We start from the raw sequence: 13034 nt of genomic DNA, 5'->3' as shown, positions 1-13034 counted from the left end.
GGCGGGGATGGGGGCCTTGCGGCTGTGGCAAAAACGCTTGCTCAACCGCCGCTAGCCCCCACCCCTGCCCTCCCCCAGCGGGGGAGGGAGTAAGGACCGGGAGTTTCTTATTCCGCCGTCAGGTGTTTGCCGACAATGCCGGCCAATTCAAACATCGTGACCTGCGGCTTGCCGAACACCGGCAGCAGCTTGGCGTCGGCATTGATGGCGCGCTTGTTGGCCGCATCCTGCAGGCCCTCGGCCTTGATGTAGTCCCAGAGCTTTTTGATGACCTGGGTACGCGCCACCGGCTCGGCCCCTATCACCGCGGCCAGCGCATCACTGGGCTTGAGGCCGGCGCCCGGCTTGGCGACACGCGGCGCCTTGGGCTTGGCGGTTTTGGCGGCCGGTGTTTTCTTGGCGGCGACCTTCTTCGCGGCTGGCGCCTTTTCCGTTTTTGCGGCCTTGGCCGCAACGGTCTTGCCGAAAGGCGTTTTCACCGTGCCGGTCTTGGCGGCCGCCGGCTTGCGCGGCGGGAACTTGGAGGGCGCGAACTCAAAGTTCACCTTGTCGGCCTCCTTGTCCCAGGCCAGCATGGCCTTGAAGGGCCGGCGCGTGCGCATAGAGACAAACTTGTCGAGCAGGTCGGTCTTGCCGGTTTCCAGCAGCTTGTGCATCTGCTCGCGCTCAATCGGCTGCTGCAGGATCACCTGGCCGGTCTTGAAGGTGCAGCTGGGTGTCGGCTGCTCAAGTGTGGGCACCGATTTTTCGCAGACATAGTTCTTGCCGAGCTCGAACACGCGCGAGGCGCAGCGCGGGCAGGGGCCCAGCGACTGCTGGCCGGCGAAGTCGACGATCTCGCCGGTCTCGGCGTTCTTGTCGTCGCCGAAATCAAACTCGAGTTTGTAGTTCTTCGTCTCTTCGTCGAACTTGATCACCATCTCGGCGGTGAAAGGCCAGCCGGCCTTGGAACGGAAGCCGTCCAGCGGGCCGATTTTTCTGTCGCGCAGGAATTGCTCGACCTCGGCCACCTCGAAGGTGCGGCCGGCCGGCGTCTTGCCGAAACTGAAGCCGCAGCCGTCGTCGCCGTTCTTGCCGGTGCAGGTGTAGCGCCGGTAGTTTTCCTTCATGACGCCGCCGCAGTTGGGGCAGGGCGCGGACAGCGTGGCGTAGTCGCCGGGAATCGTGTCCTTGTCGTAGCCCTTGGCCTTGTTGACCAGGTTTTCCGTCATGGCGGCGATCTCGGCCATGAATGTTTCGCGGCTCAGCTTGCCGTGCTCCATCTGCGCGAGCTTGTGTTCCCACTCGCCGGTCAGCTCGGCCTTGGAGAGTTCCTCCACGCCCAGGCCGCGCAACAAGGTCATGAGCTGGAAGGCCTTGGCCGTGGGGATCAGCTCGCGGCCTTCGCGCAGCATGTATTTCTCGGCGATCAGGCCTTCAATCGTGGCGGCGCGCGTGGCCGGTGTGCCCAGGCCTTTTTCCTGCATGGCTTCGCGCAGCTCGTCGTCGTCAATCGTCTTGCCGGCGCCTTCCATGGCGCCCAGCAGGGTGGCTTCCGAATAGCGGGCGGGCGGCCGGGTCTTCAGGCCCTTGGCCTCGACCACCTCGGCGCGCACCATCTCGCCGGGCTTGACCGGTACCAGGCTCTGGCCCTTGTCGCCGTCCTTGGCGTCGGCCACCTCGTCGGCGGCTTCCTTGCCGTAAATCGCGAGCCAGCCCGGCTTGACCAGCACCTTGCCCTCGGTCTTGAAGCTGTGGCCCACGGCCTGCGAGATACGCGTGGTCACCAGGTATTCGGCGCTCGGGAAGAACACCGCCATGAAGCGGCGCACCACCAGGTCATACAGTTTCTGCTCGGCTTCGCTCAGGCCGCTGGGCGCCTGCAGCGTGGGGATGATGGCGAAGTGGTCGCTGACCTTGGCGTTGTCGAAGATGCGCTTGCTGGGCTTGATGTAGCCGCCCTTGAGTGCCGTCGCCGCATGCGGCGCCAGGTGTTTCATGCCGCTGTCGGCCAGCATTTCAAAGGTCTGCTTGACCACCGGCAGGTAGTCTTCGGGCAGCGCGCGCGAATCGGTACGCGGGTAGGTCAGCGCCTTGTGGCGTTCGTACAGGCTTTGCGCGATCGCCAGCGTGGTCTTGGCCGAGAAGCCGAACTTGCCGTTGGCCTCGCGCTGCAAGGAGGTCAAATCGAACAGCAGGCCGGCCGCCTGCGTGGTGGGCTTGCTTTCTTCCGTCACCGTGGCGGCCTTGCCGCGCACGGCCTCGGCAATGGCCATCGCCTCGCGCTCGGACCAGACACGGTCGGCCTTCAGTTCGGGGTCGGGCTCCGCACCCTCGCCGTTGGCGGCATTGGCCGCGGCCTTTTTCCACTTGGGGTCAAACCACTTGGCCGGGTATTCGCCGGCCTCGGCCAGGAAGGTCGCGTGGATTTCCCAGTAGTCGCGGCTCACGAACTTGCGGATTTTTTCCTCGCGCTCGACCACCACCGACAGCGTCGGCGTCTGCACGCGGCCCACGGTGGTCAAGAAGAAACCGCCGTCGCGCGAGTTGAAAGCCGTCATCGCGCGCGTGCCGTTGATGCCGACCATCCAGTCGGCCTCCGAGCGGGACCGCGCGGCGTCGGCCAGGCCCTGCATCTGCTTTTCGCTGCGCAGGCTGTCAAAGCCCTCGCGTATCGCGGCCGGCGTCATGGACTGCAGCCACAGGCGCTTGACCGGCAGCTTGCTGCTGGCGTACTGCTGGATCAGCCGGAAGATCAGCTCGCCCTCGCGGCCCGCGTCGCAGGCGTTGACCAGCGCGCCCACATCCTTGCGCTTGGCCAGCTTGACGATGGCATTGAGCCGCGTCTTGGTCTTGTCGATGGGCTTCAAGTCAAAGTAGGGCGGGATCACCGGCAGGTTGGCAAAACTCCATTTGCCGCGCTTGACGTCGAACTCCTCGGGCGCCTGGATCTCGACCAGGTGGCCCACGGCCGAGGTCACCAGCCACTCGTCGCTCTCGAAATATTCATCGTGTTTTTCGAACTTGCCCGCCGTCGGCGTGATGGCGCGGACGATGTCCTGCGCCACCGAGGGCTTTTCTGCAATCACCAGGGTTTTCATATGTACTTCTTCAAACCTTCTACATCTTCGGGGAACATTTCCCCGCTTTCCGCGAATACGACTTTGCCTTCACGGCCGTCCGCCGACACCTTGAGCACCACCACCACGGGCAGTCCGGCCGGCTTGGGCAGGCGCTTGGCGACTTCCGGCGTCAGCATCCCGGCGGGGAAACTGTAGCCCTTGGCCTTCATATAGGCCGCGGCGGCGGCCGGCTGCTTGTCGATGGACAGCGCCAGCACCTCCAGCCCCTTGGCCTTCTGGGCCCGCCACAGCGCTTCTATATGGGGCGATTGCACCGCGCAAAAAGGGCACCAGCTGGCCCACCAGTACACCACAAGCGTCTTTCCGCCCACATCGGCGGGCTTCCAGGCGCTGCCGTCCAGCAGCGCCACGGCCGGCAAAGCCAGGCTGCTGCCGACCTTGGGCAGGGGGCTTTCCCCGTCCTTGGCCCACGCCGGCAGGCCCAGCCCGGCCACAAGGGCGGCGGTCGTCTGCAACAGGTTTCGGCGCTTGAACATGAGGGGCTCCAGGGGTGCGTCACGATGCATCACTACAATAGCGGCTTCTCGCGCATGTACGCGCGCGGGTGCGCACGCATACGCGCGCACGCGCACATGCATGAATTAACCATACCAAAAAAATATCCCGTGTCAAAAAACCAGGCCAATGCGCCCATCGCGCCCCTTTCTTCCATGCCCCCCGCGCCGGCGCCCGCCGCCGACGGCCGGCGTATCCAGACACGGCGCTCCGGCGTGCACGGCAAGGGCGTGTTCGCCGTGCAGGACCTGGCCGAAGGCGAGACCCTGATCGAATACGTGGGCGAGGTCATCAACTGGAAGGAAGCGCTGCGCCGCCACCCGCACGACCCCAAGGACCCGAACCACACCTTCTACTTCCACATCGACGAAGACCATGTGATTGACGCCAAGCACGGCGGCAATTCCTCGCGCTGGATCAACCACAGCTGCAAGCCCAACTGCGAAGCCGATGAGAACGATGGCCGGGTCTTCATCAAGGCGCTGCGCAACATCAAGGCCGGCGAAGAGCTGTTCTATGACTACGGCCTGATCATCGACGCGCCCTATACCAAGAAACTGCTGGCCGAATACCCCTGCTGGTGCGGCGCCAAGAACTGCCGCGGCACCTTGCTGGCGCCCAAGGACGACGAGAAGAAAAAAGCCAAGGGCAAGAAGAAGTCCGCCAAGAAGGCCGACAAAAAGGCCGAAGCCAAAGCCGACAAGAAGAAGTCGGAAAAGAAGGCTGACAAGAAAGCCGACAAAAAGCCCAAGAAGAAAAAGAAGGACTGAGCCGGTACTCACCGGTTCCCAGGTCGGCCCCGGCCGGATCCCCGGGCCCCTGAGCTTTTCATGAGCACTCCCTCACCCAACCCCATACGCTGGCCCGCCGAGGCCCTCTGGGAGGCCCTGGCGCCCTCGCTGCCGGGCTTCACGGTCGAGGTGCTGCCCGAGATCGACTCCAGCAACACCGAACTCATGCGCCGCTTCCGCGGCAGCCCCGGCGTGGAGCCCAGGCCCGAACCGCTGCTGTTGGTGGCCGAGCAGCAAACCGCCGGCCGCGGCCGCCTGGGCCGCCAGTGGCAAAGCCGGCGCGGCGACAGCCTGACCTTCTCCCTGGGCCTGCCGCTGGCGCCCACCGACTGGTCGGGCCTGTCGCTGGTGGCCGGCGTCAGCGTGGCCGACAGCCTGGAGCCCCTGGCGCCGGGCGGCAAACCGCGCATAGGCCTTAAATGGCCCAACGACCTCTGGCTGTCCACGCCCCAGGGCGAGCGCAAGCTGGCCGGCATCCTGGTCGAGACCGCGAGCTGGGAAGGCATCCGTTATGTGGTCATAGGCATAGGCATCAATATCCGCGCCATGGCGCTGGATCCGGCCACACCCGCGGCATCGGCGGCAGCCCTGCCCGCCATCCCGCCCGGCGGCCTGCAGGAGCTGCTGCCCGAACTCGACGCGCCGGCCGCGCTGCTGCGCATCATCCCGCCGCTGGTGCAGGCGGTGCAGGCCTTTGAGCGCTTCGGTTTTGCGCCCTTCCAGGCGCGTTTCGCGGCGCGCGACGTGCTCGCGGGCCGGGCCGTGCAGCTGTCCGACGGCACCACCGGCACGGCCCACGGCGCCGCCGAAAACGGCGCGCTGCTGGTGCATACTGCGGCTGGCATGAAAGAAATCACCAGTTCCGAAGTCAGCGTGCGGCCCGTGGCGGCCCACAACCCGCAAGGCGCGCGCCCATGCTGAGGCTGCTGGTGCTGGCCCTGCTGCTGGCCAATGCCGGCTATTTCGCCTGGACGCACGGCCTGCTGGCCGACTACGGTTTTGCCCCGGCCGTCCAGGCCGAGCCGCAGCGCCTGGCCCAGCAGATTCGGCCCGAGGCCATGCGGCTGCTCACAAGCGCCGAGGCACGCCAGATCGAAAACGAACCCAGCCCCGCGCCCGCGGCGCAGCCCGCCCCCGAATGCCTGCAGGCCGGCCTCTTCAGCCCCGAACAAAGCAGCGCGCTGCGCGCCGGCCTTGAAAGCAGCTTCCCCATAGGCAGCTGGACGCTGGAAAGCGGCGTGGAGCCGGGCCGCTGGATCGTCTACATGGGCAAGTACAGCAACGAGGACGCCCTCAACAAAAAACGCAGCGAGCTGCGCGGCCTGGGCGTGTCCTTTGAAGCCCTGGTCAATCCCGCGCTGGGGCCCGGCCTGTCACTGGGCCATTACACGTCCCAGGCGGAAGCCGAACGCGAACTGGCCAAGGTGGCCACGCGCGGCGTGCGCACCGCCAAGGTGGTGCTGGAGCGGCCCGAATCGCGCGGCCAGCTGCTCAAGCTGCCGGCCGCCGACGCGGCGCTCAAGGCCAAGCTGGAAGCACTCAAGCCGCAGCTGGCCGGCAAGCCACTCCAGGCCTGCCAGTAAATCTCAAACTGCCTTCCAGGCCCTTAACGGCACACAAGTCTGCAGCCGTGTGACCGCCTGGTCCATCAGCGCCGGGTGCAGCTCATGGCCCAGCGAGCGGGCCACATCCAGGGTCGCGTCGGCGCCCAGCTCCATCAGGTGGTCAAAATCGCTGCGTGTGCGCGCCAGCGGCACGATCTCGTCGTTCTGGCCGTGCAGCAAATGCAGGGTGGTCAGCGCGGGCGCGCGGGCCGGCCAGACCTGGTAGCCGCCGCCAAAGGACAGCAGGCGGCCCGCCAGGCCGTCGTGCGCATCGCTGAGCGCCAGCGCCAGGCTGGCGCCCGCGCCAAAGCCGGCCAGCGCGGTGTCCGACTGCAGCACCTCAAAGCGCTGCTGCTGCGCGCGCAGATAGGCGGCCAATGCCTCCACGCGCGCGGCCAGGGCCACCGCATCGTCCAGCCCGGCCGCGGCGGCGCCGGCCGCATCGGCATGCGGGCCCGTCAGGCCTTCGGGGATCAGCACGGCGGCCTCGGGAAAAGCGCCGCCCAGCAGGTTGCCCAGCTCCAGCATGTCGGCGGCCGAGCCGCCCGCGTCGTGCAGCAGCACAAACAGCTGGCGCGGTGTGGCGCCGGCGGGCAGCAGTTCAATGGTGACGGTGTCCAGGGGATTCATGGCGGGGCAGGGCAGTAGAAGGGGCGGAAAAAAGGCAATTGGGGCCTTCGCGGCGGCTTTCAACCACTTTAGCCGAGCCCGCTATGCCGGGGCCGTTTCGCCGCTGTGCGCGTCCTGCATCACCAGCGAGGCATGCAGGCCTATGCCGGCCGCCACGCCGCTCGCGCAGGCAAAAGTGATGCTGTGCGGCACGCGGGCCATATCGCCGCCCGCATAGACACCGGCCACGCTGGTCTGGCCCCAGGCATCGATGCGCACCACGGGCCCCATGGGCGTGTCGTCAAAGGCGCAGCCCAGCGCCGCGGCCAGCGGGCTGGCCATGCGCACCTGGGCGCCCACCAGCAGCGCCTTGAGCGGCAGCCGGCGGCCGTCCTTCAGCAGCACACCGTCCAGCGCGGGCGCGGTACCCTGCAATTCGGTGATGGGCGAAGCCTCGACCTTCACCTTGCGCGCGGCCAGCGAGGCCCTGTCTTCGGGCGACAGCTGCACCACATCTTGCGTGAACAGCGTCACCTCGCCCCAGTCGGCAAACAGCAGCGCCTGGTGCACCGACATGGGCCCGGCGCCCAGCACGCCCACCGCGCCACCGCCAATCTCGTAACCATGGCAATAAGGGCAGTGCACCACGGTCTTGCCCCAGCGTTCCTGCAGCCCGGGTATCTCGGGCAGCACGTCGGCCACGCCGGTGGCCAGCAGCAGGCGGCGACCGGTGAACCAGCGCATGCCCTCATCGGCTTCCACCACAAAACCGGCCTCACCGCTGTCCACGCGGCTCACGCGGCCGCTGAAGAGTTTCACCGTCGGGTAGGCCTGCAGCTGCTGCCTGGCCTCGGCCAGGACCTGCGCGCCCGGCTTGCCGTCATGGCCCAGCACGCCGTGCGATTCGGCGGCAAAGCGGTTGCGCGGCAGGCCCGCGTCTATCACCAGCACCTGCCGCCTGGCGCGCGCCAGCTGCAGCGCGGCGGACAGCCCGGCAAAGCTGCCGCCCACAATGATGGCGTCATGCAGCATGGGGGGCCTCCGGCGAGGGATGGCGCGCCGCATGGGCGGCCATGGCACGGTTGAAATCGGCCGAGAGGTCGGCCAGCGTGACCTCGCCCAGGCGCTTCATCAGCAAGGCCTCGGCCTCGCGCAGGCTGCCGGCCAGCGCGCGCTGCACCGACTGCTCGATGACGCAGCCGTCGGCATGCGGGCCGTCGCCATCCGCCACGCCGCCGGCATCACCGACGGCCATCTGCACATCAAGCAAGGTGACCGATGCCAGGTCGCGCGCCAGCACCCAGCCGCCGCCGTGGCCGCGCTCGGACACCACAAAACCCGCCTCGCGCAGGCCGGCCATGGTGCGCCGCACCACCACCGCGTGCGTGCGCAGGCAGGCCGCGAGTTCCTCCGAAGTCATGGGCCCGCCGCGGTGGGCCATGTGCAGCAGGGCATGCAGGACGGCTGACAGCCGGCCTTTGGATTTCATGTAACTTATCATGTTGCATGATTCTAGGGATGCGGCCGCCACCCGCCGGCCGGGCCGTCCCAAAGCCCCACGCGGCCAGGGGCCAATGCCGCCGAATCCGGTGCCGTCCGGCCCGCCGGCGCCGGCTGGGCGAAAATCAGCGCTTTTATGCACGGGACATGCATCCCGGATACCCGGAAAAACACCATGAAAATCGCAAAAGACACCGCCGTCACACTTAGCTACAAGGTGGCGGACGCCCAGGGCAAGCTGGTTGAACAAAGCAACGCGCCCATGGTTTACCTGCACGGCGGCTACGGCAACACCCTGCCCAAGATCGAGGAAGCGCTGGACGGCAAGGAGCCGGGCTTCCAGACCGTGCTGGCGCTGGAGCCGCAGGACGCTTTTGGCCTGCGCGACGAAAGCCTGGTGCAGACCATCCCGCGCACGCAGTTCCCGCCCGGGGTCAAGGTCGGCGGCCAGCTCGAAGGCCGCGGCGAAGACGGCCGCCGGCATGTCTTCAACGTCACCAAGATCAAGGGCGACACCGTCATGCTGGACGGCAACCACCCGCTGGCCGGCAAGGCCCTGCGTTTTACCCTCAAGGTGACCGACGTGCGCGCCGCCTCCGAAGAGGAAATCGCCCACCGCCACGTCCACGGCGAGCACGGCCACCACCACTGATATTTACAAATCGCCACTGGTCGCCGCCAGCCAACCGGCCGGCGGATGGCGGCCGGTAATATTGCCCGCGTTACCCGTAGTTACGGCTAAAAGACGGCCGTTGTCCTAAAGTGGGACTCAGCCTACACATCCCGAAGGAGCCCGACGACAGGTAGGGCGCGGGATGGCGGCTAACTTCATGGATTAACTTCGGGGGCTCCATGGTCATCAACGCGTTTCTTGTCGAGGACAAGCCGGACATACGCAATACCTTGGTGGAAGCCATGGAAGAAATCGCGCCGCTGCGCTTTGTCGGCCACGCCGATTCCGAGACCGGCGCACGACAGTGGTTAGGCTCTCACCAGGATTGGGACCTGGCCATCGTCGACCTGTTCCTCGCCGAGGGTTCGGGCTTCGGCGTGCTCAAGGACTGCCAGCACCGCAAACCCAGCCAGAAGGTCGTGGTGCTGACCAGCCACAACCAGGAGAACCTCATGATTCGTTGCCGCGAGCTGGGGGCGGATGAGATTTTTGACAAGTCGCATGATGTGGAGAAGCTGGTGAGGTTTTGTCAGCGGCACGCGGATAGTTTGGACGGGGTTCTGCCCCCGACGCAGTAGCCGGGTCTTGCTCCAGCGGGGCGCTCCCCTCTGACTCCTGCTGGCCGGGAGTGGCCCGGCGGCCAGTAACTTTCTTTTGCTTCGCCAAAAGAAAGTCACCAAAGAAAAGGCGACCCGCAGTCTGGGTCCCTCCGCTGCGCTGCGGGCAACCTGCGCTGCTCGACTGCGGAGGGGGGCTGGCTAAACTCGCTACGCTGCGCTTCGCTCAGACAACGCCAGCCCTTATCCCTCCTCCGTCTGCGCTGCTCGGCCCAGCCAGGACGGGGCAATCGGGATCGGGGACAGAAGACAAATACCAAAGAAAAATCAATACAAACAAGGACACGCCATGGCGTGTCCTTGTGGTTTTCTGTATTGGTATTTTTCTCCCACCCCCTTGTGGATGCGCCGAGGAGCGCAGGGCCAGACGGATCAGGGCTGGYGTTGTCTGAGCGGAGTGAAACGCAGCGAGTTTAGCCAGACCCCGGCTGGACCGAGCACCGCAGGTTGCCCGCAGCGAAGCGGAGGGACGCAGCAACCAGGGTCGCCTTTCTTTTGCTTACTTTTCTTTGGCGAAGCAAAGAAAAGTGAGTTGCCGCCGGGCAACCCCGGCCAGCAACTCTCAGAGATGGACACGCCGTTGGAACAAACAAGAACCCCGCCGGCGCAGCCAATCCTCAATCAGCAACCGTCACAACGTTATTGGCAAAACTGATCCGGTTGCCAGCATCCGGCACCAACTGAATAGCCGGTACGTTGGCCAGCGTGATCGGATTCGCAACAGTGCCTGTCTGCCCGCGCGGCACAGTCCGCACAACCTGACTACCCGGCAGCGGCGCGCCGGTCTTGAGGTGGGCGTACATCATGTCCATCGCCTGAATGAAATACCGGTGCAGCGGCACCAGGCGCGCGCCATACCCCGGAAATCCCAAAAAGGCGTCGAAGTGCTGGGCGTTGGTGACCTCGATGTAGGAGAGCTTGCTGGCCTGGCCTTCGACCATTTTGTTGAGGCCGAAGTAGGGCCGTGAGGTCAGCGCCACCGGCACCAGGGTGTCGGAGCGGCCGTGCACGATGAGGGCCGGCTTGCCTTGCAGGTTGGCGGTGCGCAGCACCTGCTGTATGCCTTCGCGCACACGCAAGCCTGCGGGGCTGTTGCCGGCCACCAGGGCGCGCAGGCACAGTGCGCCCTGGCTGTTGTAGTCCTGCACATTGCCGGCCGATACCGAGGCCGCGTCCAGCAGCGGGCCGCCCGCGCTCAGGTTGTTGACGATGCTGACGCCGGCCGTGGGCGGCACGCCGTTGCCGGTGCCGAAGGACGTCGCCAGCGCGGCGGGGGACACCGGCACCGGCACATTGGGCGTGGGCGCGGTGGCCGGCGCCGTGGCGGCAAAGCTGTAGCCGCACAGGTTGTCCTGCACGCCGAAACGGCCATAGGCATTGGCATAGGTCAGCGCCACCGGCAAGGTGGCAAATGAATAGTGCGAGGCCTGCAGGTCATTGCTTTCGGGCTGCCAGCCCGCGGCCTGCAGCACCGCCATGGCGCCTGCCGCCTGCTCGGCAGTGGTGTTGCCATTGACAAGGCCCTGGGCCTTGAGCGCCGCGCAGCGGTTCGCGGCAATCGCCGGGTTGATGGTGTTAAACACATTGGTCGCGGGCGAGAGCAGCGCGGCGCAGGGCTGCAACAGGTTGGCCAGCGTGGTGTAGTCGTACAGCGGCCGGCCGGTGCCGGCCAGCGTGACGTTGCCGCGCCGCACGCTGAGCCGGCTGTCGGGCACCAGCTGCACCTGCGGCTCGCCGACCGCCACACCGCTGATCAATCCTCGCGTGTCGAGCTCGGCCGCGGCCAGCGCCGCGCCCGCGCCGTTGGACACGCTGGAGGCGATCACGATGGTGTTGGCCGGCGTCAGCGTGCGCAGGCGCGACACGCCGTCGCGCGCCGGCGCGCCATAACGTTCGTTGAGCACATAGTAGGCAAACTCCACCGCCTGCAAGGTGAAGCGGCCCCAGTCTTTTTCGGAGTTCTGCTGCGAATGCGCATGCTTGACGGCGAAGCGGTTCGGCGTGGCCGCGTTGAAGGCCGCGCGCTCGGCCGGGCTGATGGCGGCCGTGAAGTTGGAGGTGATGCCGGCCGCCACCGCATCGGCGCGCAGGCCGTTCTGCAAATGCACGGTGTTGTTCTGCAGGTCGTGCATGCCGCTGCCCGTGCCCTTGTCGGTATAGGCCACGGCGCAGCCGTTCTTCAAACCCCATTCGCCGGATGAGCCTATCGCGCCGTAAACGCCGCGCGAGCCGCTGGAGGTGCCGGTCACGATGCAGGCGCTGGCCGGGTTAAAGCTGGCCGGTACCTGCACCATCATGGTCACGTTGTGGCGGCCGCTGCCGTCGTCCGAGTAGGCGATGTATTCGGTGCCGGGGATCTTGCCCTCGCCGGTGGTGACGACGCCGCGCGCATCCACATTCGGGCCGTAGAGCGTGCCGTAGCCGCCGGCCGGCGAGATGTCGAGGATGGCGCGGTAGTTGTTGTAAATCGCGATGCGCCGCAGCTCGGCCGGCGTCGGCTTCAAAGGGTCCGCCGGCTGCGGCGCCGCGCCGCCCAGGCCGGTCTTCCCCAGGCCCGCGGTCAGCAGGTCGTCGTTGCCGCCGTCGTACACACCGACGCTGATGGGGCCCAGGAAGGCCGGCTTGGTGTTCTTGGGTTCGCCCGCGCCGCTGCCGCAGCCGGCCAGCAAGGCGGCCGCCGTGAGCAGGCCCAGGCCTGTGGTGATGGTGTTTTGCATCTCGTCCTCCGTGGTGTTGTCCGGCTGCTGCCGCGACCATCATCATCGGGTCAAGCGCGCCTGGCTGCGCGCTTTTGGCGGATTCATTTGTAAGGGTTTTGCCTCTGTGCCTTTGTGCGGCCGTCGGCCCTCACCCTAACCCTCTCCCAGGGGGAGAGGGGACTTACTCCCWCCCCCGCTGGGGGAGGGTGGGGTGGGGGCCAGCGGCCGCCGAGCCCTTACTTCGCGTCGCTATACACCGTCGCCCGCGACACCCCCATGTGCGCGGCCGCGATCTCCGCGCCGCGGCGTATCTCCAGGTAACCGGCTTTCTTCAAGTCCTGCACCAGCTGCTTGCGGTCCGCCGGCCGCAGCGAGCGCGCGGTGGTGGCGCGCGCGGCGGCGAAGTCGTCTATGCACTGCTGGATGCGGTCGGCGTTTGCCGCGTCCAGGGTCTCGGTCACGGCGCTGCTTTCAATCGCGGTGAACTGGCCCATCGCGGCCTGGAAGCCGTTGAACAGGGTCAGGTCCACATTGAGGCAGATGGCGGCCACATAGTCGCCTTCCTCATTGCGTATGCCCACCGAGGTGCTCTTGACCTTGCGGCCGTCGGCGAACTGGTTGGCGTAGTTGGCGATCACCGCCGGGTAGTCCGGGTCCTGGATGCGCGCCAGGCCCAGCTCGGTCGCGGGCTGGCCCACGCGCCGGCCGCTTAAATTGTTTTCAATCGCGAGGATGGCGTTCTTGGGATGCGTGAGGTCGTGCACCACCACCTCGCAAAAGGGCGCAAAGGTCTTGCCCAGGCCTTCGGCGATGTTTTTCAGCTCGGCGAGCAGGTGCTTGTTGCTGGGCTTGCTGGCGGGCTGGGAGGGCTTGGCGGGTGCTTTGGGCATGGCGGTGGTTTTCAGAATTCAGACAAATTGTCTG

At 66.5% G+C, this 13034-nt stretch carries 12 protein-coding genes; 5 read left to right on the top strand and 7 right to left on the bottom strand.

Translation table 11 applies throughout. From position 1 onward, the window contains the following. Positions 1-107: 107 nt before the first annotated feature. Both AC1D09_RS17875 and AC1D09_RS17870 read right to left on the bottom strand, forming a co-directional pair. Positions 108-3080, bottom strand: coding sequence for a DNA topoisomerase III (locus tag AC1D09_RS17875; protein ID WP_477701156.1), 2973 nt, complete (start codon positions 3078-3080; stop codon positions 108-110). After that, entirely contained in the window at positions 3077-3598 is a 522-nt protein-coding gene (locus tag AC1D09_RS17870) for a TlpA family protein disulfide reductase (protein ID WP_477664820.1), read from the bottom strand. The genes AC1D09_RS17875 and AC1D09_RS17870 overlap by 4 nt, the downstream gene beginning before the upstream one ends. A 174-nt stretch (positions 3599-3772) precedes the next feature. Here AC1D09_RS17870 and AC1D09_RS17865 point away from each other — a divergent pair, with 174 nt between their 5' ends. The 3 genes from AC1D09_RS17865 to AC1D09_RS17855 are packed head-to-tail and all read left to right on the top strand — an operon-like array spanning position 3773 to position 5991. Further along, positions 3773-4387 carry an SET domain-containing protein gene (locus AC1D09_RS17865; RefSeq protein WP_477664827.1) on the top strand — a complete coding sequence of 205 codons (615 nt, stop codon included), beginning with the start codon at positions 3773-3775 and terminating at the stop codon, positions 4385-4387. Between the two features lie 60 nt (positions 4388-4447). Continuing rightward, positions 4448-5329: a biotin--[acetyl-CoA-carboxylase] ligase gene (locus tag AC1D09_RS17860; RefSeq protein ID WP_477664821.1), complete on the top strand. Its 882-nt coding sequence runs from the start codon at positions 4448-4450 to the stop codon at positions 5327-5329. Then, positions 5323-5991, top strand: a complete 669-nt coding sequence (locus AC1D09_RS17855; protein ID WP_477664822.1) for an SPOR domain-containing protein — start codon at positions 5323-5325, stop codon at positions 5989-5991. Before AC1D09_RS17860 ends, AC1D09_RS17855 begins: the two co-directional genes overlap by 7 nt. A 3-nt stretch (positions 5992-5994) precedes the next feature. Here AC1D09_RS17855 and ypfH read toward each other — a convergent pair whose 3' ends face one another. The 3 genes from ypfH to AC1D09_RS17840 all read right to left on the bottom strand — a co-directional run bounded on the left by ypfH (position 5995) and on the right by AC1D09_RS17840 (position 8110). Continuing rightward, the gene (gene ypfH, locus AC1D09_RS17850) at positions 5995-6642 is read right to left on the bottom strand and encodes an esterase (protein WP_477664823.1); all 648 of its coding nucleotides are present in this window, start codon (positions 6640-6642) and stop codon (positions 5995-5997) included. 81 nt (positions 6643-6723) lie between these two features. Then, positions 6724-7653 carry an NAD(P)/FAD-dependent oxidoreductase gene (locus AC1D09_RS17845; RefSeq protein ID WP_477664824.1) on the bottom strand — a complete coding sequence of 310 codons (930 nt, stop codon included), beginning with the start codon at positions 7651-7653 and terminating at the stop codon, positions 6724-6726. Continuing rightward, complete coding sequence (locus tag AC1D09_RS17840) at positions 7643-8110, bottom strand: Rrf2 family transcriptional regulator (RefSeq protein WP_477664825.1); 468 nt, start codon at positions 8108-8110, stop codon at positions 7643-7645. The genes AC1D09_RS17845 and AC1D09_RS17840 overlap by 11 nt, the downstream gene beginning before the upstream one ends. 186 nt (positions 8111-8296) lie before the next feature. Between AC1D09_RS17840 and AC1D09_RS17835 the strand changes: the two genes are divergently transcribed. Together AC1D09_RS17835 and AC1D09_RS17830 are read left to right on the top strand one after the other, a co-directional pair. Beyond that, a complete protein-coding gene (locus AC1D09_RS17835) occupies positions 8297-8773 on the top strand; it encodes an FKBP-type peptidyl-prolyl cis-trans isomerase (RefSeq protein WP_413326419.1) in 477 nt (158 codons plus the stop codon). A gap of 200 nt (positions 8774-8973) precedes the next feature. Next, complete coding sequence (locus tag AC1D09_RS17830) at positions 8974-9372, top strand: response regulator (protein ID WP_477664826.1); 399 nt, start codon at positions 8974-8976, stop codon at positions 9370-9372. 656 nt (positions 9373-10028) lie between these two features. Here AC1D09_RS17830 and AC1D09_RS17825 read toward each other — a convergent pair. Both AC1D09_RS17825 and AC1D09_RS17820 read right to left on the bottom strand, forming a co-directional pair. Further along, positions 10029-12128 carry a D-(-)-3-hydroxybutyrate oligomer hydrolase gene (locus tag AC1D09_RS17825; RefSeq protein WP_477664871.1) on the bottom strand — a complete coding sequence of 700 codons (2100 nt, stop codon included), beginning with the start codon at positions 12126-12128 and terminating at the stop codon, positions 10029-10031. Between the two features lie 218 nt (positions 12129-12346). Further along, entirely contained in the window at positions 12347-13000 is a 654-nt protein-coding gene (locus tag AC1D09_RS17820; protein WP_477701155.1) for a helix-turn-helix transcriptional regulator, read from the bottom strand. Between the last annotated feature and the right edge of the window lie 34 nt (positions 13001-13034).

Source organism: Polaromonas sp. P1_A2 (assembly GCF_056406895.1).
Note: the sequence above shows the minus strand (reverse complement) of the source record. Positions and strands in the feature narration are given on the sequence as shown.

Bases quoted from the DNA above. Each gene is read 5' to 3' on its own strand.
- AC1D09_RS17840 (WP_477664825.1), bottom strand. From the start codon at position 8,110: ATGAAATCCAAAGGCCGGCTGTCAGCCGTCCTGCATGCCCTGCTGCAC.
- ypfH (WP_477664823.1), bottom strand. From the start codon at position 6,642: ATGAATCCCCTGGACACCGTCACCATTGAACTGCTGCCCGCCGGCGCC.
- AC1D09_RS17855 (WP_477664822.1), top strand. From the start codon at position 5,323: ATGCTGAGGCTGCTGGTGCTGGCCCTGCTGCTGGCCAATGCCGGCTAT.
- AC1D09_RS17860 (WP_477664821.1), top strand. From the start codon at position 4,448: ATGAGCACTCCCTCACCCAACCCCATACGCTGGCCCGCCGAGGCCCTC.
- AC1D09_RS17830 (WP_477664826.1), top strand. From the start codon at position 8,974: ATGGTCATCAACGCGTTTCTTGTCGAGGACAAGCCGGACATACGCAAT.
- AC1D09_RS17875 (WP_477701156.1), bottom strand. From the start codon at position 3,080: ATGAAAACCCTGGTGATTGCAGAAAAGCCCTCGGTGGCGCAGGACATC.
- AC1D09_RS17865 (WP_477664827.1), top strand. From the start codon at position 3,773: ATGCCCCCCGCGCCGGCGCCCGCCGCCGACGGCCGGCGTATCCAGACA.
- AC1D09_RS17835 (WP_413326419.1), top strand. From the start codon at position 8,297: ATGAAAATCGCAAAAGACACCGCCGTCACACTTAGCTACAAGGTGGCG.
- AC1D09_RS17820 (WP_477701155.1), bottom strand. From the start codon at position 13,000: ATGCCCAAAGCACCCGCCAAGCCCTCCCAGCCCGCCAGCAAGCCCAGC.
- AC1D09_RS17825 (WP_477664871.1), bottom strand. From the start codon at position 12,128: ATGCAAAACACCATCACCACAGGCCTGGGCCTGCTCACGGCGGCCGCC.
- AC1D09_RS17870 (WP_477664820.1), bottom strand. From the start codon at position 3,598: ATGTTCAAGCGCCGAAACCTGTTGCAGACGACCGCCGCCCTTGTGGCC.
- AC1D09_RS17845 (WP_477664824.1), bottom strand. From the start codon at position 7,653: ATGCTGCATGACGCCATCATTGTGGGCGGCAGCTTTGCCGGGCTGTCC.